Source organism: Proteus terrae subsp. cibarius (assembly GCF_011045835.1).
In the GTDB taxonomy this organism is placed as follows: domain Bacteria; phylum Pseudomonadota; class Gammaproteobacteria; order Enterobacterales; family Enterobacteriaceae; genus Proteus; species Proteus cibarius.
In genome coordinates, this window is record NZ_CP047349.1 from 1,468,638 (window position 1) to 1,489,506 (window position 20,869).

The 20,869-nt window shown below is 36.1% G+C and carries 28 protein-coding genes and 2 pseudogenes; 25 read left to right on the top strand and 5 right to left on the bottom strand.

Annotation, left to right across the window (positions count from 1 at the left end; translation table 11 throughout):
- Positions 1-127 precede the first annotated feature (127 nt).
- The 7 genes and pseudogenes from GTH25_RS06755 to GTH25_RS06785 all read left to right on the top strand — a co-directional run bounded on the left by GTH25_RS06755 (position 128) and on the right by GTH25_RS06785 (position 5,593).
- Positions 128-1,259: pseudogene (locus tag GTH25_RS06755) on the top strand (IS3 family transposase).
- Positions 1,231-1,725 carry a DNA/RNA non-specific endonuclease gene (locus GTH25_RS06760; protein WP_159363940.1) on the top strand — a complete coding sequence of 165 codons (495 nt, stop codon included), beginning with the start codon at positions 1,231-1,233 and terminating at the stop codon, positions 1,723-1,725. The pseudogene GTH25_RS06755 and the gene GTH25_RS06760 overlap by 29 nt, the downstream one beginning before the upstream one ends.
- The gene (locus GTH25_RS06765) at positions 1,722-2,054 is read left to right on the top strand and encodes an immunity protein YezG family protein (protein ID WP_159242396.1); all 333 of its coding nucleotides are present in this window, start codon (positions 1,722-1,724) and stop codon (positions 2,052-2,054) included. Before GTH25_RS06760 ends, GTH25_RS06765 begins: the two co-directional genes overlap by 4 nt.
- A 45-nt stretch (positions 2,055-2,099) precedes the next feature.
- On the top strand, positions 2,100-3,332 hold the full coding sequence (locus GTH25_RS06770; RefSeq protein WP_164530440.1) for a VENN motif pre-toxin domain-containing protein: 1,233 nt from the start codon (positions 2,100-2,102) through the stop codon (positions 3,330-3,332).
- A gap of 488 nt (positions 3,333-3,820) precedes the next feature.
- Positions 3,821-4,108 carry a hypothetical protein gene (locus tag GTH25_RS06775; RefSeq protein ID WP_164530441.1) on the top strand — a complete coding sequence of 96 codons (288 nt, stop codon included), beginning with the start codon at positions 3,821-3,823 and terminating at the stop codon, positions 4,106-4,108.
- Between the two features lie 408 nt (positions 4,109-4,516).
- Positions 4,517-4,903: a hypothetical protein gene (locus GTH25_RS06780; RefSeq protein WP_164530442.1), complete on the top strand. Its 387-nt coding sequence runs from the start codon at positions 4,517-4,519 to the stop codon at positions 4,901-4,903.
- A 168-nt stretch (positions 4,904-5,071) separates the two neighbouring features.
- Positions 5,072-5,593, top strand: a complete 522-nt coding sequence (locus tag GTH25_RS06785; protein WP_164530443.1) for a hypothetical protein — start codon at positions 5,072-5,074, stop codon at positions 5,591-5,593.
- Positions 5,594-5,636: 43 nt separating this feature from the next.
- Here GTH25_RS06785 and GTH25_RS06790 read toward each other — a convergent pair whose 3' ends face one another.
- Positions 5,637-5,765, bottom strand: a complete 129-nt coding sequence (locus GTH25_RS06790) for a SymE family type I addiction module toxin (protein WP_075674338.1) — start codon at positions 5,763-5,765, stop codon at positions 5,637-5,639.
- 212 nt (positions 5,766-5,977) lie between these two features.
- Between GTH25_RS06790 and GTH25_RS06795 the strand changes: the two genes are divergently transcribed.
- The 5 genes from GTH25_RS06795 (at position 5,978) to GTH25_RS06815 (ending at position 8,804) form a co-directional block, all read left to right on the top strand.
- Entirely contained in the window at positions 5,978-7,246 is a 1,269-nt protein-coding gene (locus GTH25_RS06795; RefSeq protein ID WP_202983528.1) for a VENN motif pre-toxin domain-containing protein, read from the top strand.
- Positions 7,243-7,560, top strand: coding sequence for a hypothetical protein (locus GTH25_RS06800; protein WP_099660247.1), 318 nt, complete (start codon positions 7,243-7,245; stop codon positions 7,558-7,560). Before GTH25_RS06795 ends, GTH25_RS06800 begins: the two co-directional genes overlap by 4 nt.
- A gap of 100 nt (positions 7,561-7,660) precedes the next feature.
- The gene (locus tag GTH25_RS06805) at positions 7,661-7,987 is read left to right on the top strand and encodes an adhesin (RefSeq protein WP_099660246.1); all 327 of its coding nucleotides are present in this window, start codon (positions 7,661-7,663) and stop codon (positions 7,985-7,987) included.
- Positions 7,984-8,217, top strand: coding sequence for a hypothetical protein (locus tag GTH25_RS06810; protein WP_223672478.1), 234 nt, complete (start codon positions 7,984-7,986; stop codon positions 8,215-8,217). The genes GTH25_RS06805 and GTH25_RS06810 overlap by 4 nt, the downstream gene beginning before the upstream one ends.
- 65 nt (positions 8,218-8,282) lie before the next feature.
- Positions 8,283-8,804, top strand: a complete 522-nt coding sequence (locus tag GTH25_RS06815) for a hypothetical protein (RefSeq protein WP_164530444.1) — start codon at positions 8,283-8,285, stop codon at positions 8,802-8,804.
- A gap of 43 nt (positions 8,805-8,847) precedes the next feature.
- Here the strand turns inward: GTH25_RS06815 and GTH25_RS06820 are convergent, their stop codons facing one another.
- Entirely contained in the window at positions 8,848-8,976 is a 129-nt protein-coding gene (locus tag GTH25_RS06820) for a SymE family type I addiction module toxin (protein ID WP_164530802.1), read from the bottom strand.
- Positions 8,977-9,188: 212 nt separating this feature from the next.
- Between GTH25_RS06820 and GTH25_RS06825 the strand changes: the two genes are divergently transcribed.
- The 8 genes from GTH25_RS06825 to GTH25_RS06855 all read left to right on the top strand — a co-directional run bounded on the left by GTH25_RS06825 (position 9,189) and on the right by GTH25_RS06855 (position 12,988).
- Positions 9,189-9,851, top strand: a complete 663-nt coding sequence (locus GTH25_RS06825) for a VENN motif pre-toxin domain-containing protein (protein WP_164530445.1) — start codon at positions 9,189-9,191, stop codon at positions 9,849-9,851.
- A gap of 102 nt (positions 9,852-9,953) precedes the next feature.
- The gene (locus GTH25_RS19275; RefSeq protein ID WP_164530446.1) at positions 9,954-10,613 is read left to right on the top strand and encodes an EndoU domain-containing protein; all 660 of its coding nucleotides are present in this window, start codon (positions 9,954-9,956) and stop codon (positions 10,611-10,613) included.
- 13 nt (positions 10,614-10,626) lie between these two features.
- Positions 10,627-10,884, top strand: coding sequence for a MafI family immunity protein (locus GTH25_RS06835; RefSeq protein WP_098943413.1), 258 nt, complete (start codon positions 10,627-10,629; stop codon positions 10,882-10,884).
- 178 nt (positions 10,885-11,062) lie between these two features.
- A complete protein-coding gene (locus GTH25_RS06840) occupies positions 11,063-11,299 on the top strand; it encodes a hypothetical protein (RefSeq protein WP_164530447.1) in 237 nt (78 codons plus the stop codon).
- Complete coding sequence (locus GTH25_RS06845) at positions 11,286-11,606, top strand: hypothetical protein (protein WP_164530448.1); 321 nt, start codon at positions 11,286-11,288, stop codon at positions 11,604-11,606. The genes GTH25_RS06840 and GTH25_RS06845 overlap by 14 nt, the downstream gene beginning before the upstream one ends.
- Positions 11,548-12,390, top strand: a complete 843-nt coding sequence (locus tag GTH25_RS06850; protein ID WP_164530449.1) for a VENN motif pre-toxin domain-containing protein — start codon at positions 11,548-11,550, stop codon at positions 12,388-12,390. The genes GTH25_RS06845 and GTH25_RS06850 overlap by 59 nt, the downstream gene beginning before the upstream one ends.
- Positions 12,391-12,449: 59 nt before the next feature.
- On the top strand, positions 12,450-12,572 hold the full coding sequence (locus GTH25_RS19280; protein ID WP_257882580.1) for a hypothetical protein: 123 nt from the start codon (positions 12,450-12,452) through the stop codon (positions 12,570-12,572).
- A 14-nt stretch (positions 12,573-12,586) separates the two neighbouring features.
- Positions 12,587-12,988: a hypothetical protein gene (locus tag GTH25_RS06855; RefSeq protein WP_075674330.1), complete on the top strand. Its 402-nt coding sequence runs from the start codon at positions 12,587-12,589 to the stop codon at positions 12,986-12,988.
- Positions 12,989-13,033: 45 nt separating this feature from the next.
- On the opposite strand, the gene GTH25_RS06860 is transcribed toward GTH25_RS06855, so the two are convergent.
- Positions 13,034-13,159: a SymE family type I addiction module toxin gene (locus GTH25_RS06860; RefSeq protein WP_075674337.1), complete on the bottom strand. Its 126-nt coding sequence runs from the start codon at positions 13,157-13,159 to the stop codon at positions 13,034-13,036.
- Between the two features lie 211 nt (positions 13,160-13,370).
- On the opposite strand from GTH25_RS06860, the gene GTH25_RS06865 reads away from it, so the two are divergent.
- The 5 genes from GTH25_RS06865 (at position 13,371) to GTH25_RS19165 (ending at position 16,094) form a co-directional block, all read left to right on the top strand.
- A complete protein-coding gene (locus GTH25_RS06865) occupies positions 13,371-14,345 on the top strand; it encodes a VENN motif pre-toxin domain-containing protein (RefSeq protein WP_156733262.1) in 975 nt (324 codons plus the stop codon).
- A 22-nt stretch (positions 14,346-14,367) separates the two neighbouring features.
- Positions 14,368-14,619: a hypothetical protein gene (locus GTH25_RS06870; RefSeq protein ID WP_156733263.1), complete on the top strand. Its 252-nt coding sequence runs from the start codon at positions 14,368-14,370 to the stop codon at positions 14,617-14,619.
- Positions 14,620-14,897: 278 nt separating this feature from the next.
- On the top strand, positions 14,898-15,170 hold the full coding sequence (locus tag GTH25_RS06875; RefSeq protein ID WP_156733264.1) for a hypothetical protein: 273 nt from the start codon (positions 14,898-14,900) through the stop codon (positions 15,168-15,170).
- Between the two features lie 83 nt (positions 15,171-15,253).
- Complete coding sequence (locus tag GTH25_RS06880) at positions 15,254-15,496, top strand: hypothetical protein (RefSeq protein WP_099660464.1); 243 nt, start codon at positions 15,254-15,256, stop codon at positions 15,494-15,496.
- A 316-nt stretch (positions 15,497-15,812) separates the two neighbouring features.
- Complete coding sequence (locus tag GTH25_RS19165) at positions 15,813-16,094, top strand: hypothetical protein (RefSeq protein ID WP_231039601.1); 282 nt, start codon at positions 15,813-15,815, stop codon at positions 16,092-16,094.
- Between the two features lie 36 nt (positions 16,095-16,130).
- Here GTH25_RS19165 and GTH25_RS06890 read toward each other — a convergent pair.
- Positions 16,131-17,352 (bottom strand): annotated as a pseudogene (locus GTH25_RS06890) (IS3 family transposase).
- A 323-nt stretch (positions 17,353-17,675) separates the two neighbouring features.
- Positions 17,676-20,609: an autotransporter domain-containing protein gene (locus tag GTH25_RS06895; protein WP_164530450.1), complete on the bottom strand. Its 2,934-nt coding sequence runs from the start codon at positions 20,607-20,609 to the stop codon at positions 17,676-17,678.
- Positions 20,610-20,869 lie beyond the last annotated feature (260 nt).

Consider the following 20,869-nt stretch of genomic DNA (forward strand, 5'->3'; position numbering starts at 1 on the left):
GCTATTTACCCTGCGGTGATGATAACCTTTTGATTCCTTTCTTAATAAAAATATAAAACTGTTGTGCTTTAATAAATGTGGACACTTTGATAAAGGAATATATTCACCTTTAAAATAAGATGTCGATATGAAACGAAAAACCTCAAAGCAGTACACTGAAAGCTTTCGAAAAGAAGCCGTTAATTTAATCCTCGAGCAAGGGCACACCGTTCCTCAAGCCGCCAAAGCACTCGATATTCCCACTAAACTCCTTTATTCATGGCGTAAACGATACGAGAAGGACGGTCAGCCTGGAGCGCTCACCCTTACTGAGCGTCAAGAGTTACTTGCTCTTCGTAAAGAAAATAAGTTATTGAAAATGGAGAAGAAATCCTAAAAAGGCGAGCGCCTTCTTTGCGAAGGAACTGCTCTAAGGTACTGGTTTGTTCAAGAGCACCTAACGCAATATCCGGTTAAGCATTTATGTCGCGTGATGAAGCTCGGGCGTTCAACGTTTTATGCTTGGCTCAAACGACCAAGAAGGGCGTTGGATGAGCAGACTCACGCGTTGCATCAAACGGCTAAAGCGCGAGCCGAAACAGCTTAGGTTACCGTATGTTAGGCGCTCAATTACGCAAAGAAGGGTATGCCATCAGTGATTATCGAACGCGAAAGTTGATGTGCCTGTTAGGACTGGTTGTTAAGCAACGAAAACGGCATAGGAATCCCCCTAAAAATAAAGTGATAGCCACAGCGGATAACTTGCTCAATCAGAACTTTAATCCATTGGCACCGAACGAAGTCTGGGCGGGGGATATCACCTACTTAAAAACCCCAGAAGGTTGGTTGTATCTGGCGATAGTGATGGATTTATATTCTTGTGTATCGTGGGCTGGCATCTGTCGACATGTATTGATAATACATTGATAAATAAGGGCTTAATGAAAGCTTATAACCTACGTTATCCCTCAAAAGGCTGTGCTTTTCACAGTGATAGAGGGAGTCAATATACGGGAAGCCATTATCAAGCTTTATTGAAAAGCTATGATATGCGCCCAAGCCAAGGAGATGTCGGAGCCTGTTGGGATAATGCGGTTGTTGAACGTTTTTTTGGGAGTTTAAAGCATGATTGGTTATTTAAAAAAACGTATTCAACACGAGAGGAAATGAAGCAGGATGTGTTGGATTACCTGCATTATTATAACGTAATGCGCTTACACACGGCGAATCGCAAATTATCGCCAGTGGAGTATGAAAACTCCTTCAAAAAAGTGTCTTAAATTTATTGTGCAGAACAGTAATGAGAATAATAAAAAGCAGACACCAGAACGAGATAATAAAGAGTCTCTGAATAACATAGAACCAGGAAAACAAGTCTCTGGTAGTAAAGGAAATTGGAATAAAGAATTAAATAAAAGTGATAGAAATGGTTACCAGCAATGTAAAGTTGGTAAATGTGGTGAAACTGGGGATGATGGTGGACATTTAATCGCGACAAGATTTTCAGGACTAGGTGAAAAAATAAACATGGTGCCAATGAATTCTAATTTAAATCGTAGTGAATGGAAAAAAATGGAGAATATATGGGCAAGATCGTTAAAAGATAATAAAGAGACAAGCGTTAAGATAGAGCCTGTATATATAAGGAATAGTGATAGGCCAAGTAGTATTAACGTTACATACAAAATAGGAAATGAGCCCCCTATAGAAAGGACGTTTATTAATGACTCTAAAGGTGAAAAATGAAAACAGATCAGGAAATATATAATAATATAGGTACGTTATTGTATAACATAGCTCCTAATGAGGCTAAAAAGATAAATATGAGGGCTAATTTATCAGTTGAAGGTAATACATGTGAATATGAATATGATTATCTTGACAATGAAAATTCATTGAAATGGTTTACAGCTGGTGGTGTTGCAAATACACATATGCTCCACAATTTGGTTGAACTGAGAAATTATTATATAGAACATAATTTAACTAATGATCTACCTATTTGGAAAGGCTGTGAAGTAACTTTAGATTTAGAAACAATGAAAATTAATATAGATTTTAAGTACGAAAATTAAATTACAATCTCGAACGCTATTGTGGATCCCAAAGGGATCCACCTTGTGACTTTACTCTCCTTCAGCTTCTTACCAAGAATAGTCAGTTGGGAGTGGACAGTTGAAAGTGATATTCAGCGCACGATAGCGCACGGATTACTCAATGCAGGCCTTGCGTTGGCAAAAGGTGAGAATGCAGTAGTGCAAGCTTCTGGCGCAATGACAGGGGAAACAGTGGGTATTTTATCGCACTCATTTTATGGCAAAACCCCCGAAGAGCTCACCGAAACTGAAAAGCAGAATATAAGTGCATGGGCAACGTTAACTTCAGGGATTGTCGGCGGTTTAATCAGCGATAATAGTGCAGGTGTTGCCAATGCCGCCCAAGCTGGGAAAGTGGTGGTTGAGAATAATTATTTAACAGCCAAACAAATAACTTCATGGCTTGAAAAGTATTATCTTGCTTCTACAGATGAGGAAAAGAAACATTTAGTTGAATTAGGAAATAATGTCGATGCAGAACAACAGCAAAAAGCGATAGAAACTAGGATCACTAAAGAACATTTGGTTCAACAACAAGATGAATTAATTTTACTTATTCAATCAGCAGATTGTAATGCTCATTGCAAATCAATTGCTGAATATAGTATCAGAAAACTGGATCCTATCATTGAAAATTATAGTGAATTACAGCGTGGTAATAATATTCCACGAGCCGTTGTTGCAACGACAGCATTAGGTTTACCTATAATGAGTAAGGCTATTAGCCCTTATGTAGCGAGTTGGTTAGGTAGCACTACTGTTGCTAGCCGTGTAGTAGGTGTAACAACTACGGGCACAGCAAATTTAGCCATGCAGGTGCATAATATTAACACAGACCCAAAAGCGAGCTTTAGTTATGCAAGCTTTGGTTCTTCTTTGTTAACAGGAGGAATAACATCAGGAATGGGGTATTGGGGAACGCTCACAACCAATACAACTGGTGCGGGTGTTTCAAGTTTAATTGATGGAGAATCACCTTGGGTCTCAATGGGAGGCGCATTAGTTGGTTCAACATTCGGCTATGGAGGCACAAAATGGTTAACTCATCATTTTGATAATAAATTTAATCCTTGGTCTAGCGGGCTTAAAGATCGCCCATTAGTTGTAATGCCATCAATTACAGCTCCGCCGAGTGTATCGCCAATGCCTGGAATTATAGGTAGCCTTCTTGGATCCGCGGGTTCAGAATATTTAAATAAAGAGACTAGCGAAGTATTGAAGAAAATCACAATAGAGAACGAAAATGAAAGTAATTAATTATTTTTTAATATTATTTTTTTGTTATTTTGTACTGGTTTTTATTACATTCTTATTGCTTGGTTTTATTGTTGAATTTATTCATTATATGAAATTAGGTATTTTTTACATTGATATATTTTTTTTAAAAAAACCGATTATTTTTGGGGGAGTGTTTGGTTTGAGTTTTAGTGGTATTCATCTATTTGTGAATTATTGGGAAAATAAACATTGAGCAGCTAAATCAATCATTAAATAGATATTAATTTTGTTGTGTTCAGCCAAACATCAGTCTGTAATTATTATCACCAAAGGGCGCAAGACATAATTATCGAGTGTTATGTTGAATTGCCGAAGGCAATTGCCCTGTGGTGATGAAGGTTGTAGGTGTATAGGTGGCATAAATTTTAGTAAATTCATTTAATTATCTATAATATTTTGTTTTGGACTAATGATTTAGTACTAATTCTTTGGCATTATTTTATTAGTATATTTTTCTAATTTAAATTATGAGCAATCTCTATCAAACCCTTTCAGAAAATAACAATAAGCCTATAAGTTATGGATGGAATCAATATAAATTGTGGAAAACAGGAGGTTGGGATCCTAAATATAACTCTAAATTGCAAGGTGGAGCTATAAAAGGATTATATGGACTTTCGAAAGATATGAAACCCTATCCTTTGCCTGGTATTTTGGGAAATATGGGAGCTGCTGGTATAACTGAAACAACAAATACTCTGATACAAGAGGAAATTAAAGAATTTAAGGAAAAAATGGATGAGAATAAAAAATAATTAATTAATATTCGTGGTTATAATGAGCATTGTATGTGGGCTTGCCATGTTTCTGATAATTATAATATCTTTTTTATTGGTAAATGCCTAATTTGATGGTTTGTAAGTGGAGAATTTACTTTTTCACTTGAGTATGTAGAAAAGGCTTTCAGAGTAGGTTTGATCACAGGCCCAATAGTTGGAATAGGGATGTGGTTTATAGAATATAAGTTACGTAGATGATGTTAAGATCCCAGCTCAAAATGTTGGGATCTTTCTTTTGGCTATCACTCCGTCTCAATAACCTTAGCTTGTTAGCCTGTGGTACTCATCAATTCTTTCAGAAACCAACGATAACGTTGCTGAGCGTGATATTCAAAATCACCTCTTCCAGCAATGGGGGCAATCACGACAGGAGGTGGAGCATTAATGGGGTATGGATTAGGTAATTTTATAGTAAAACCTGTAACTAATTGGGCTGGTAAAATAATAACAAAAGGCAATAATCCCAGATTTAATGAAGTGTTGAGAAAATATTCAGAGTCAGAGGTTAAGGGAAGGTCTTATATTATGCAGGAAGTATCCGAAAGTAAAATTTCTTCTGGAGCAGGTAACTTAAGTAGTAGTGGTATATCTGAATTAGGTGTTTTTTATATACAAAAAAAGGTGAAGAGGAGAAAAAAGAGTGAAAATAATTTTTCTTCTTATAGTGTTAATGATTATGTTTATATTTGTTTCATTTATAAGTGTAATGATTTTTTATTTTTTAGTGGAGGTGTTTTTTTATTTTTATTCAGATATCTCAATTTCATTTAAAGTTAATGAAATAAAAAAAGCATTAAAAGTAAGTATTGGTGGAGGTGCAAGTATGGGGTTAGGTATTGGAATGTTATACATAAAAGAAAATAAACTAAAATGATTTTTTTAGAATGAAATTTCAAGCTTTGAACTATTTTAGATATTTTAACGTAAATTAATAATGCTATGAATATAAGATTAATCGAATTTCTACACTCGGTTTATCCAGAGTTACCTATTGATGTTAGCTATATGCGAGGTTACTCAGTAGATGAAATTCAGAAAATTGAGCGTTTATATGATATTGAAGTAAAAGATCAGTTATATGATTTTTTAACGAGTATAGGGCGTTGTAGTGGTGGTCTTTTTGGCGATGATCCTCTTCTTTTTTATAGAAATCAAAAAACAATAAGAGGAAGTATATTGATGCAATCAGGAATGAGAGAGGAACTCTCTGCTATTCAACAATATGATTTATTAGATAAAAAACCATTTTTTATTGCAGTGGAAAGTTATACTCAATACTTTTTTGTTTTAACAGCATCAGTTACACCTAATATCATTTATCAATATGATGAGAATGAAGAAATTATAGAAGCTACTGAATGGGATCTAAATAGTTATTTAAGGCATATAGTTAATGCTTATACTCGTCACTATGATCTGAATGTGCCTTTTGATCGACATGGTGAGCTTATCATTATTTAATTGCTAAAGATCCCAACTTATAATGGGATCTTCGTTAATGTTATCACTTCCTCTTAGCCATTCGGATAATCAACCGTCCGGTTTGGCGAGTGAGAGTGATGTTGCTACCCATCGTAAACCCTAACTTACTCAGCCACTTACCTCTGATAGTCAGTTTTGGACTTGCAATTATGGACTAATTTTCTGGTGCTAGTTTTTCTAATCTAAATTACGACAATCTTTATCAAGCCCTTTTTAGAAACCAACGATAACGTTACTGAGCGTGATATTCAAAATCACCTCTTCCAGCAAGCCTTACAGGGTTATACTAACCAATCCGATTTTGGCACGGGGGGTAAATACACCCGCGCAATCCAAGCCATCACCGCATTTACGCAAGGTGTGATGGGTAACAACATTGTTACCGCGATTGCTAATGGTTCCGCGCCTTATCTTGCTAATGAAGTGAAAAACCAAATTCAAGGTAACAGTGTTGAAAGTGATATTCAGCGCACGATAGCGCACGGATTACTCAATGCAGGTCTTGCGTTGGCAAAAGGTGAGAATGCAGTAGTGCAAGCTTCTGGCGCAATGACAGGCGAAACGGTGGGTATTTTATCGCACTCACTTTATGGCAAAACCCCCGAAGAGCTCACCGAAACTGAAAAGCAGAATATAAGTGCATGGGCAACGTTAACTTCAGGGATTGTCGGCGGTTTAATCAGTGATAATAGCACCGGAGTTGCCAATGCTGCCCAAGCTGGGAAAGTGGTGGTTGAGAATAATTGGTTGAGCACCAGTCAACTAGAAAATTTTGCACATAAAGCAAGAACTTGTGTTGGTGAAGAATGTCAGCAAGTTATTCGTGATATGGTTGATGCTAATATTCGGCAACAGGAAGAGATAAAGCAAATTTGTTCAACCTCACCAGAGCAGTGTAAACAGCAGTATGGATATTTAGTTGAACAATGGAATGCTTTCGATACAGCAATAAAACATCTTGCAGCAGATAAATCGTTGCCTGATGATTTTCGTGATTATTTGCCTGCAGTGTATATGTTGAGTATGGATGCGACAGGGATTACAGTCGAACATCAGTGGGCTAAACGATTTGAGGCAATAGGGCTTGAACCAGAAACAGCCGGTTTGATAGCGATGGCACTTCCCGGAATGATTAATGGTGGAAGTGGTAAAGGTAATCGTGGAACAACAGATAAACGAATCAATAACAGCAAGTTAGAATCAGAAAAAAATGCTCTAAATAGAATTGGCGAGAATTCAAACAATACTAAAAATTTTGGTCAGAAAGAAGCTAACTCAGTTTATAATAAACAGCTGATTATAAATGCAGAAAAAATATCAACGGCGAAGCCTGGACAACAAACAGCAGTACCAAGGGATCTTAATGAGCAAACATTTTGGAAAGAGGTTCAAGCTAATCCAATTCTGGGAAGTAAATTACTAAATATGAATAAAGATCCTCGTTTCCCTACTAGCGCCGGTTTTCAAAAAATGGAAGCAAAACATAAACTCCCAGATGGACAAACAATAACTATACATTATCAGTTTAATTCAACGACTGGTAAGGCTTATGATATGAAAATCACGTCACCTCAGAGGATGCAACAAGATCCAAAACAAGTGGTGGATACAATAAAGGATAATGTTAAATGAAGATACAAGAATCAGATGGCTCTATTGTTGATATTTTTGCTATTTATTGGTTTGATGATGAAACATATTTTTATGGAATGCCTATTAATTATGGCGGATTGCAAACATATAAAGCTGATGAAGTAAAAATCATTGATAATCAATTAGATTTTAAAACAGTCTTTTTTTCAAATGATGATGCAAAGAGCGTCCATCATTGGGCTTTAATCGAAGAATCATTATTAGATGACTTGCTTGAATTAGATGACACCGCCTATAAAAGATTTTTAGAGATATTAAAATCTGAAGGTCAGTTAGACGATAATTTTTATTGATAATAGATCCCTGCATTCACAGGAGTCTCCCTTACCCCCTCACTTCTTTGCCAATCGGATAATCAACTGTCCGGTTTTCTTTAATGCAGCAGCAGGAGCATTGACGAATACAATAAATGATGAAAGTGCAACAATGGGGGCAATCACGACAGGAGGTGGAGCATTAATGGGGCATGGATTAGGTAATTTTATAGTAAAACCTGTAACTAATTGGGTTGGTAAAATAATAACAAAAGGCAATAATCCCGGATTTAATGAAGTGTTGAGAAAATATTCAGAGTTAGAGGTTAAGGGAAGGTCTTATATTATGCAGGAAGTATCCGAAAGTAAAATTTCTTCTGGAGCAGGTAACTTAAGTAGTAGTGGTATATCTGAATTAGGTGTTTTTTATATACAAAAAAAAGGTGAAGAGGAGAAAAAAGAGTGAAAATAATTTTTCTTCTTATAGTGTTAATGATTATGTTTATATTTGTTTCATTTATAAGTGTAATGATTTTTTATTTTTTAGTGGAGGTGTTTTTTTATTTTTATTCAGATATCTCAATTTCATTTAAAGTTAATGAAATAAAAAAAGCATTAAAAGTAAGTATTGGTGGAGGTGCAATTATGGGGTTAGGTATTGGAATGTTATACATAAAAGAAAATAAACTAAAATGATTTTTTTAGAATGAAATTTCAAGCTTTGAACTATTTTAGATATTTTAACGTAAATTAATAATGCTATGAATATAAGATTAATCGAATTTCTACACTCGGTTTATCCAGAGTTACCTATTGATGTTAGCTATATGCGAGGTTACTCAGTAGATGAAATTCAGAAAATTGAGCGTTTATATGATATTGAAGTAAAAGATCAGTTATATGATTTTTTAACGAGTATTGGTCGTTGTAGTGGGGGGCTGTTTGGTGATGATCCTTTAGTTTTTTATAGAAGTAGACAAACAGTTAGAGGAGCTATGTTATATCAAGATGCACTGAGATATGAGCTACCTACAGACCAACGATATGATTTAATAAAACAAAAATCATTTTTTATCTCATTGGAAAGTTATACTCAGTACTATTTTTTACTTACAGCAACTGATGATCCTAATAGAATTTATCACTATGATGAAAATGAAGAAATTATAGAAGCTACAGAATGGGAGCTAAATAGTTATTTAAGGCATATAGTTAATGCTTATACTCGTCACTATGATCTGAATGTGCCTTTTGATCGACATGGTGAGCTTATCATTATTTAATTGCTAAAGATCCCAACTTATAATGGGATCTTCGTTAATGTTATCACTTCCTCTTAGCCATTCGGATAATCAACCGTCCGGTTTGGCGAGTGAGAGTGATGTTGCTACCCATCGTAAACCCTAACTCACTCAGCCAATTACCTCTGATAGTCAGTTTTGGACTCGCAATTATGGACTAATTTTCTGGTGCTAGTTTTTCTAATCTAAATTACGACAATCTTTATCAAGCCCTTTTTAGAAACCAACGATAACGTTACTGAGCGTGATATTCAAAATCACCTCTTCCAGCAAGCCTTACAGGATTATACCAACCAATCCGACTTTGGTACGGGGGGTAAATACACCCGCGCAATCCAAGCCATCACCGCATTTACGCAAGGTGTCATGGGCAACAATATTGTTACTGCGATTGCTAATGGTTCCGCGCCTTATCTTGCCAATGAAGTGAAAAACCAAATTCAAGGCAACAGTGTTGAAAGTGATATTCAGCGCACGATAGCGCACGGATTACTCAATGCAGGTCTTGCGTTGGCAAAAGGTGAGAATGCAGTAGTGCAAGCTTCTGGCGCAATGACAGGCGAAACGGTGGGTATTTTATCGCACTCACTTTATGGCAAAACCCCCGAAGAGCTGACTGAGACTGAAAAGCAGGATATAAGTGCATGGGCAACGTTAACTTCTGGGATTGTCGGCGGTTTAATCAGTGATAATAGCACAGGCGTTGCCAATGCTGCCCAAGCAGGGAAAGTGGTGGTTGAGAATAATTATTTAAATAACTCAGACCATCGCCAAAAAACATCGTTGGAGCTTAAAGAGCGTCAAGGAAATATAACTGAAGTTGAACAACTGAAACTGGCTGAGTTACGGATTAAAGATATAAATACAACACAAGCTGTGCTTGATGCTTGTGTTGGCGGTACCTCACCAGAATGTACCGCAGCCAGAAAAGATGCATTTAAGGCGATAGACACCTATGTAAATCTAACGTATCAAAACCCAAAAACAGCGCAAGCAGGTTATCAAGAAATCGAGCGTTTGTTGAACTAGACATCATCGGAAGCACAGCAAGCGTTTAATCTGTTAGAGTCTTATACGGAAGCGTTTAAAAACTTTGGTTATCCCGATAACGAAGCGCGTGTTCGAGCCGGGATGTATGTTGGTTCTATTTATGCCTTTGGCGGAGTATCAGCGGTTGTAAATTCAGGCATATTGGTTAAGCAATTTGGGAAAGATATTGCAAAACCTAGAGTTAAGCTAGAGCTGATACCACCAAAAGGCTCAAATAATAGTGCTGAATTAGGCGCTGGTAGTAAATGGGCTGTAGATAAAAACGGGGTATATAGTCCCAAAGAAATTGAAAGTATTACAAAGGTAGAGAAAGGTGATACTAAATACAATGCGGATTTGTTACCTTATAAAGATATTGTTGGAAAAGTTGATCCTAATACAAATTATATTGATATTCTCTCTCCAGAGGCGAAGCTGCATATACTATATGGAGAAAGCCCAACTCAAGGTGGCCACTTGTTCCCTGGTAATCCAGGGAAAACAACTTTTCCATCTAATTGGCCAGCAGAAAAAGTAATACATGAAATTGGTGATATAGCGACATCACCAACGACTCAGTGGTATGCACAATCAGGAACTGGCGGTTTATATACAAAAGCGGGAAGACCAGCTAGATGGGTGGCATGGGAAACTCGTGATGGAGTACGTATGAGGGTAATTTACGAGCCAGCAAATGGTAAAGTAGTTACTGCTTTTCCTGATAAAACATCGCAACCAGGTTCTCTGAAACCAATAAAATGATTAGGTAACAAGTATGGGTGTTAATCAGAAAATACAATCTTTTGGTAACAAATTAAAAGGGCGTTTAGATGCATCATTAGTTGACTTTGATTTAGAGTACATAAATCATTCAGAAAATATTTTAGCATTTGAAACATTATGTGATCATATAGCAGATTATGGTGTAGAAATAACAAAAGATGAGTATAACCAAGTCATAGAGATAGTGAATGAACTCAATCTTGAATTAGATGAAAGATATTTATATATAAAACCAGAAAAAAGTAGTTAAGTTGAACGCTATCGTGGATCCCAAGGTTCAGTTGGGATCCATCTTGTGACTTTACTTTCATTCAGCCAACCGAATAATCAACTATTCAACTTGACTAATAAGGTATGAACACCCATTTCAAACTTGGGGCTAATTTCAATATCTATATTCGCTTTAAGCTGACGAGATATTTGAATTAGTGGGCGAAATTGGGGCGCAGGTTATCGACTTAGCAACCACGGTGGACACTATTCGTGGTACGAACCAAGCGAAAGCTGATTCAAAACTCGATAATCTTTCTGATACCGCTTACGACAATCTCTATCAAGCCCTTTCAGAAACTAACGATAACGTTACTGAGCGTGATATTCAAAATCACCTCTTCCAGCAAGCCTTACAGGATTATACTAACCAATCCGATTTTGGCACGGGGTAAATACACCCACGCAATCCAAGCCATCACCGCATTTACGCAAGGTGTCATGGGCAACAATATTGTTACCGCGATTGCTAATGGTTCCGCGCCTTATCTTGCCAACGAAGTGAAAAACCAAATTCAAGGTAACAGTGTTGAAAGTGATATTCAGCGCATGATAGCGCACGGCATTACTGAATGCAGGCCTTGCATTGGCAAAAGGCGAGAATGCCTTAGTGCAAGCTTCTGGCGCAATGACAGGGGAAACAGTGGGTATTTTATCGCACTCACTTTATGGCAAAACCCCCGAAGAACTCACCGAAACTGAAAAGCAGAATATAAGTGCATGGGCAACGTTAACTTCCGGTATTGTCGGCGGTTTAATCAGCGATAATAGCACAGGCGTTGCCAATGCCGCCCAAGCTGGGAAAGTGGTGGTTGAGAATAATTGGTTGAGCACCAATCAACTAGAAAATTTTGCGCATAAAGCAAGAACTTGTGTCGGTGAAGAATGTCAGCAAGTTATTCGTGATATGGTTGATGCCAATATTCGGCAACAGGAAGAGATAAAGCAAATCTGTTCAACCTCACCAGAGCAGTGTAAACAGCAGTATGGATATTTAGTTGAACAATGGAATGCTTTCGATACAGCAATAAAACATCTTGCAGCAGATAAATCGTTGCCTGATGATTTTCGTGATTATTTGCCTGCAGTGTATATGTTGAGTATGGATGCGACAGGGATTACAGTCGAACATCAGTGGGCTAAACGATTAGAGGCAATGGGGCTTGAACCAGAAACAGCCGGTTTGATAGCGATGGCACTTCCCGGAATGATTAATAGTGGAAGTGGTAAAGGAACAACTAATAAGCAAACGAGTATTCCTGTTGTAAAACAACTGAATGTAAGTAAAGATAAATTTATTTCTCCAGAAAATCCGGGAATTACACAATCGAGAGTGAATGTCGCAAATGTAACATTTGATAATGGTAAAATAAGAGGGTTTGACTATGCGATGGGTAAACATGGTATTGATGCTAGTGTGCCTAATAAAAGCCGTTTTACTGTTACAAATAATGAGGTTAAAGAGTATTACAACGACCTGATATAGTTAATAAAACTGTTTATAATCCAATTCAAATAGGCGGAAAAGTTGAAACTGATAAATTTGTGAGGCAGGTTGATACAGGTAAGTCTATTGGTGTTGATCAAAGTGGAAAAGGTACGTCTGTTATTACCATTATTACCGATAAAAAAGGTAACTTAATCAATGTATTCCCTGGCTCATTATAAATGATAGGATTTTTATGCCATTAATTAGCTTAATAAAATCATCTAATGGTGATAATGAGAATGAAGTATTATACCGAACCTTTCATGAACGCAATGCTCGTTACCTAGAAAGGGAAAATCAATCGGATAAATTTAAGATAATTTGGAATATTGATGACGCATCACCATCTGTTTTTATGAACTCTGATGATTTAGTGTCACTTCTAGAAGATCTTGAAATTCTGGTGCAAGAAGCATGCAAGAATAATGATCATGAGATACTCAACCATTTGAAAGAAATAGCAGTTTTATGCAAATTATGTTTATGGAATGAAAGTTTATTTTATTTGGAATTTTCTCCTTGGGGAGTTAGTCTTGATAGTTACCCAACCAAGATACCGGAGCAATATAGATTTAATATTTCTACTATAGATTAATGTCTGCGATTTAGAATCTAGCAAGTTCTGGGGGGCTTATCTACCTTATTCCTCAGCTAGCCGGATAATCCACTGTCCGGCTTGGCGGGTGAGAGTGATGTTGCTACCCATCGTAAACCCTAACTCACTCAGCCAATTACCTCTGATAGTCAGTTTTGGACTCGCAATTATGGACTAATTCTCTGGTGCTAGTTTTTCTAATCTAAATTACGACAATCTCTATCAAGCCCTTTCAGAAACTAACGATAACGTTACTGAACGTGATATTCAGAATCACCTCTTCCAGCAAGCCTTACAGGATTATACTAACCAATCCGACTTTGGTACGGGCGGTAAATATACCCGTGCTATCCAAGCCATTACCGCATTTACGCAAGGTGTAATGGGCAACAATATTGTTACCGCGATTGCTAATGGTTCCGCCCCTTATCTTGCTAATGAAGTGAAAAACCAAATTCAAGGTAACAGTGTTGAAAGTGATATTCAGCGCACGATAGCGCACGGATTACTCAATGCAGGCCTTGCGTTGGCAAAAGGTGAGAATGCAGTAGTACAAGCTTCTGGCGCAATGACAGGGGAAACAGTGGGTATTTTATCGCACTCACTTTATGGCAAAACCCCCGAAGAACTCACCGAGACTGAAAAGCAGAATATAAATGCATGGGCAACGTTAACTTCTGGGATTGTCGGTGGTTTAATCAGTGATAATAGCACAGGCGTTGCCAATGCCGCCCAAGCTGGGAAAGTGGTGGTTGAGAATAATTATTTAACAGCCAAACAAATAACTTCATGGCTTGAAAAGTATTATCTTGCTTCTACAGATGAGGAAAAAAAACATTTAGTTGAATTAGGAAATAATGTCGATGCAGAACAACAGCAAAAAGCGATAGAAACTAGGATCACTAAAGAGCATTTGGTTCAACAACAAGATGAATTAATTTTACTTATTCAATCAGCAGATTGTAATGTTCATTGCAAATCAATTGCTGAATATAGTATCAGAAAACTGGATCCTATCATTGAAAATTATAGTGAATTACAGCGTGGTAATAATATTCCACGAGCCGTTGTTGCAACGACAGCATTAGGTTTACCTATAATGAGTAAGGCTATTAGCCCTTATGTAGCGAGTTGGTTAGGTAGCACTACTGTTGCTAGCCGTGTGGTAGGTGTAACAACTACGGGCACAGCAAATTTAGCCATGCAGGTGCATAATATTAACACAGACCCAAAAGCGAGCTTTAGTTATGCAAGCTTTGGTTTTTCTTTGTTAACAGGAAGAATAACATCAGGAATGGGGTATTGGAGAACGCTCACAACCAATACTACTGGGTGCGGGTATTTCAAGTTTAATTGATGGAGAATCACCTTGGGTCTCAATGGGAGGCGCATTAGTTGGTTCAACATTCGGCTATGGAAGTACAAAATGGTTAACTCATCATTTTGATAATAAATTTAATCCTTGGTCTAGCGGGCTTAAAGATCGCCCATTAGTTGTAATGCCATCAATTACAGCTCCGCCGAGAGTATCAGTAGTACCAAGTATTGTTGGAAGTACAATTGGAGCTATTGGTTCCGAAGGTGCGAATAAAATAATTACAGAAGAGTTAAAATCAAAGGATGAGAAATGAAAATATTTATATACTTTTTACTTTGGTCTTTGAGTATGTGTGTAACTGTTTTTTTGACAATAATATTAATTAAACTTCTAGTTAAACTAATGTTATATTTTGAAAAAAACTCGTTTGTTTGGGAGTTAAATGATTTTATTGATGCATTAAAAATAGGAGGAGTAATGGGATTGTTTTTAGGAGCCGTAATTTGTTTAGTTAACTATTTAGAATATAAAAGGCACTAATGTGATTTTACAGAATGGCTAATAAAATTAATTCTTAAATTACAGGGGGTATTGATAGATATAACTATTAAGCCCCACAGAGTACATCAATCCTTAACTCCTGAAATTAAAATTGAAGGATATTATGGAAAAACCAATATAACAGGGAAAGTGGGCAGATTAGGTAATTTTATAGTAAAACCTGTAACTAATTGGGTTGGTAAAATAATAACAAAAGGCAATAATCCCGGATTTAATGAAGTGTTGAGAAAATATTCAGAGTCAGAGGTTAAGGGAAAGTCTTATATTATGCAGGAAGTATCCGAAATTAGAATTCCTTCTTGAGTAGGTAATATTGGTGATAGCGGGGCTGCGGAAGTTAGTGCAAGTTATATGTAAGACATAATTAATGAAACTGGAGAATAACAATGAAAAGAATATTTCATATTATTGTACTTATTATAGCATTAATGATTTTATTTACTTTATCATTATTGATTGTTGCAATAGTTACTTATATTAGCATAGATTTATTCTTTTATTTTTATGCAGAAAGACCTATTTTATTTAGTTTAATTGAATTTAAACGAGCGTTAAGAATTAGCATAGGCGGAGGTATACCCGCAGGGATTGGCTTTGGAATTCTCTATATAAAGGAAAATAAAATATAATGATTTTACACTATTTGGTAAAAGTTTTATTTTTAATATATCACCTTGAGTTTAGCTTTAGACGAAATTAATAATACTATGAATATAAAATTAATCGAATTTTTACACTCAGTTTATCCAGAATTACCTATTGATGTTAGCTATATGCGAGGTTATTCTGATGATGAAATAAAAAAATCGAACGTTTATATGATATCGAAGTGAAAGATCAGTTATATGATTTTTTAACGAGTATAGGCGTTGTAGTGGTGGTCTTTTTGGCGATGATCCTCTTCTTTTTTATAGAAATCAAAAAACAATAAGAGGAAGTATATTGATGCAATCAGGAATGAGAGAGGAACTCTCTGCTATTCAACAATATGATTTATTAGATAAAAAACCATTTTTTATTGCAGTGGAAAGTTATACTCAATACTTTTTTGTTTTAACAGCATCAGTTACACCTAATATCATTTATCAATATGATGAGAATGAAGAAATAGTGGAAGCTACTGATTGGGATCTAAAAAATTATTTGAGATATATAGTTAATGTTTATACTCGAAATTACGACGTAAAGACATCTTTCGATCAACATGGTGAACTAATTATTATTTAAATAGTATGACTAGTCCTGATATAGATTGACAACTTTTCAGGCATAAAACGCTCGATGTACTTCATCGGACGTTTTATAGTTTAATGATAATTGTGGCCGTTTTTCATTATAGAGTTGAATTGATTCTTCTACTAATTTTCTTGCTTGTTCCATATTACTGGGTTTTATCAGTAGATACTCCATTTTTAATATTCCATTAATTCGTTCTGCTAAGTCATTTTGATAACAATCATACCCATCAGTCATAGGACATTGAATATTATGCTCTTTATGTATTTCCTGATATTCCGAAGAACAATACTGTATCCCTCGATCTGAATGATGGATTAACGAAGTTGTCGAAGTCCGTTTTTTTAACGCCTGAACCAACGATTTCTTCACTGAACTTGTTTTCATATTGTCATCTAAATGATATCCCACGATTTTTCGTGAATACGCATCCGTAATTAAGTTCAAATAAGTATCACCTTCATGTGTCGATAAATAAGTAATATCTGCCACCCAAAGCGGTTCTGGTTGTGTGGGGATAAACCCTGACTTAATCAAATTTGGATGCCGATGAAAACGATGATGGCTTAATGTTGTTCGATGATAAGCCCGTTTATTAGGCACCAGTAACTGATGTTCTTTCAATAAAGAAAATAGCCGATCACGACCAATAACCATCTGTTTTTGCTTTAAAAATAAAATGTAATTTACGTCCACCTAGTCGAGGTTGTAAGACTCGTTCAGATTTAACAACGTCAATAATGGCCGAATCGACTTTCTTTCGTTCCTCAGTTCTATCCAGTCTCTTGTAATAAGCCTGTCGGCTGATCTGCATAAAACGGCAAGAAATTGTTACGGTGAGATTTTTAACCGTTTTTTCTTTAATAACTCGGTTTTGCGCTTTTTTGACAAACGAACTCCAAAGTCTCTATCCATGACTTTAACCACTGCTTCGAAAAAATCGGATTTAAGCCGAGCTTCTTCAAGTTCCTTTTCAAGGATCTTAATGCGTTGTTCCGGCGTTTGTTGTTCAGAAGATTGGGTCATAGCGGAACCTCTATAAAAAGTATCAGGGGTACCGTTTGACCAATCTAACCTACCATGCTTACGAAGCTAAACTAAAACAGTAGAGCATCCTTGTATTACTGTAGTGATCTTGGGCTTGTTTATAGGTTATTTCGCCTTTTTCAACTTGGTTAACAAGCTGTACACGTTGTAATTTAAAAGCAAGAGAATAATCGCGTTGAGTTCGTTTAGTGATTGGTTTCATTACACTCTCCAATTTCAGATTGGAAAAGTGTCAACCTTATTCAGGACGAGTCACAGATATAAAGATCTATAAAAATAATGGCATAGTGGCTATTTAAATAGCCATTATGCCAACAAATTTTAATCTTCTACCTAAATTGCTTTATTCGCTCTCCACATAACGAATAAGAGGATAATTTTAAACTCTCATAATATGTAGAGCAACTTATCATTGTGGATGAGCTATAGTCAGAGTTAAGAATTCCTCAATAAGATCCTCATTCCTATCATCTATCCGCGTTGAATACTTCACTTTATTATGAGGAGAGTGTCAAAAAATCTTAATCAGAAAGAGATAGATACTTTCATATCAACGCTATTATTTTGCTGATTTTTTGCTGTTAATCCACTATATCCAATTGATACTCTTGATATTTCATTGATTTTAATGGTTGTTCCTGCTTTAACTACAAGAGCATCCTGTGCCGTATCAACGCTATTAGCAGTAAATGTTGGTTGGGTATTAGTGAAGCGTAAATTGATACCTCGTTCCACATCGTTGTATTGGTGTAACCAACCTAGTTCACCATACAGAGAAATATTAGATTTACTGTTAAGTTTCCACTGGTTATTTAAACGTAATCCTGTAGTAGATGTGGTTGAATCTAGACTTTGTGAATGGGCTTGCAAGGCTGCACGGCCTCCTTGCTCGTTAATGGTAGCGTTTTTTGTTTTGGCGTATTCTAAATTAACAAAAGGCTCTAATTGTGCATCGGAGAGAGTTATCGGATAAGCTGCTTCGATAAAGATCTGGCTGGTATTTCCATCGTAGTGCGCGTTATTTTTATCTGATTGTGAGGCATAGTTGACCGTTTTTGACGTATGGACACGATGAAACGTATTAGATGCGCCTGTACGCAAGGTGAAGGGGGCCAAATCATAACCACCATAAAGTGATAAATGATAATTTTCGCTATTGGCGTGACTGTTATAACCCGAGAGAGAGGTTTTGGTGAACCCCGTTGCGATGCCAAGTAACATTTTATCGTTATTAAAACGTTGGTCTGCTCCTAATAGTATGCCATAGGTTGAAGTATCATAACTATTCGCATTACCATCACTTGAACTATCTTCCCAATTATATAGAACTTTAGCCCAGACATTGCCTTTATTGTCTGTACTTTCTTTTTCACCTTTAAGGTCTTCTGCATTTTTAACCTGAGTGAGGAGTGTTTCTTTTATTTGCCGACTACTGTTGAGTTGATGAGATAAAACATCGGCATGAATTTGACCTGTTAATTCATTATAGGCAGAGCGGACATCATGCTTTATATCCATTCTTACAATGCTTTCATAGACTGGATGCCCTGAAGGTAATACCTCTATTGCATTGGCTATTGATGTTTGATTGTTTGTTTTTGCCAAACTTGAAAATGCAGTATTATTTCTTCCAATATTTAATATTACTGCATTTTGATCATAAGATAACGTTGTTCCTATAAAAAGGTAGTTTGGGTTTACATCAGTAAATTTACCATTAATACCTTTATTTGCCGTTAAAATGGTATATTTTGTGTTATATAAACTTTGAACATCATTTTTTGTGAGGAGATTTTGGTTATCTTCAAGAGATACATTAACCGTTCCTCCGTTAAGTACTGCGGTACCGAGACTGGTTATTTTGTCGCTATCACCTTGTGTGTTTATTTCAACATGATAGTGACTACCAGAATTAAAAATTACAGTATCGTTTATATTTATCGTACCAATTGAATGGCCTGGTGATACCATGCCTCCTGAATTAACCTTCAACTGATTAATTTTTCCTTTACCAGAAAGTATACCCTTGTCATTGATACTAACTTGAGAATTTACACTTCCATCATTTAATAGCAACGTACCTTTGTTAACATCCAGCAAAGAATTTAATTTCCCTTCAAGTAACAATGTTCCCCCATTAATGGCAGAATTTTTTGAATAATTATTTTCACCGGTGAGTAGTAAATTGCCTTGATTAACCTCGACGCCAGCAAAATGGTTATTGCCAGATAAGATCAATGTGCCATCGCCTTGTTTGATTAATTTACCAGGCCCACTAATATCATTTTTCCATTCATCAAGTTTACCAAACTCAGCGAAGTCAAATTCATTAGTTGTTTGATTAACAATAAAATGATTATAGAAATATGAAGGTCCATTATAGGCTTTAGGAAGATTAATTAATCCCCAGCTAGAATCTGGATCATTTCCGTTTGAAGCCCAGCCAGCCAAAGAATTACTTGGGTAGGCTGTACTCGCTAAAATAGATCGCCTCTGCTCTTTGGTTAAATATGCAAAACGTAAACGCAGTAAATTGCTGGCTGATCCGGGAATTTTATTGGGAGAAATTAGGGATGAAGTTTCAGGATCTTTTGTTCCATAATAACCCGCTTCATCGTTAGTAATTTCTTTTGACGGTGATAAGCAATTTTGATTTTTACATTGGTTAGCGACATTTTGGCGGACTTCTTTGGCAAGCTTAACAAAGGTACGGGTTGTGTCATCATTGGCAAGCATCTGTGATAATAGATAATAATTTCCTATTCTCGATGCGATGGTATCTGTTGCAAAATGTGCTCCTACGATGACTCTACTTTCACCATATTCGATTGCTCGGGCAAATATTTCGCTACCTTTTTCAGGGAATAAAATGGATAGCACTGCAGCTTGTTTGTACCCGTTCCACGTATGGCCACTTGGATAAGAAGAGCCTGTTATACTGGTGTAGTTATCAAGATAATTACCTTCTTTATCAATAACCTGATAAGGCCGACCACGTGAAAAAAGTTCTTTTAAGATAAAATCTATCGAGCGTGCTCTTTTTTTGTTTGGATCATAAGCATATGTACCTGTGTTATGTAATATGTTCAGATCTTGGTAAGCTTGAATATCGTTAAAATTGATCGACTTGGCGTTGTTGCCAAATAAAATATTGGCATAGGTATTAAAAACATAAGAATGATCCTGTGACTTATCAGCTTCGGCGAGTTCCCTCCGTTCACCAGTGATAGCTTGATAATTATTGCTTATTATTCTATCTAGTTCGGCTGTTTTTGACTCTTTTTCAGGGGGAGCTGTGATAACACCAGTTTTGATCTCTTCTAGCCAATTATTACGTTGGTCTATAATACGTTGTTTGGTTTGTAAAATATCTGTTTCAGACCATGATGAATTCGAAAAAAGTAAAAAAAAGAAGCTTAACGAGGTAGGTATTACAATGTTTTTCATAAAATAAGCCATATCCTCCAAAAAATTTGGAGTTAATTTATATTATTTATGTTTAGTTTTTATGACAGGAGTTATTATATTAAGAGGTGGATTTAAAGTGGGTTTTAATTTATTCAATAAGAATATCTTGATGGTTTTCTACTAGCAACATACGACTATCTTAATATGATTAGATTAATTTAGGGATGAAATGTTGGCATGTTCTATATATTTAAAATAAAAATTAGACCATGCCAATCATTTAATTTATACCTAACTCAATAAAAGAAGAT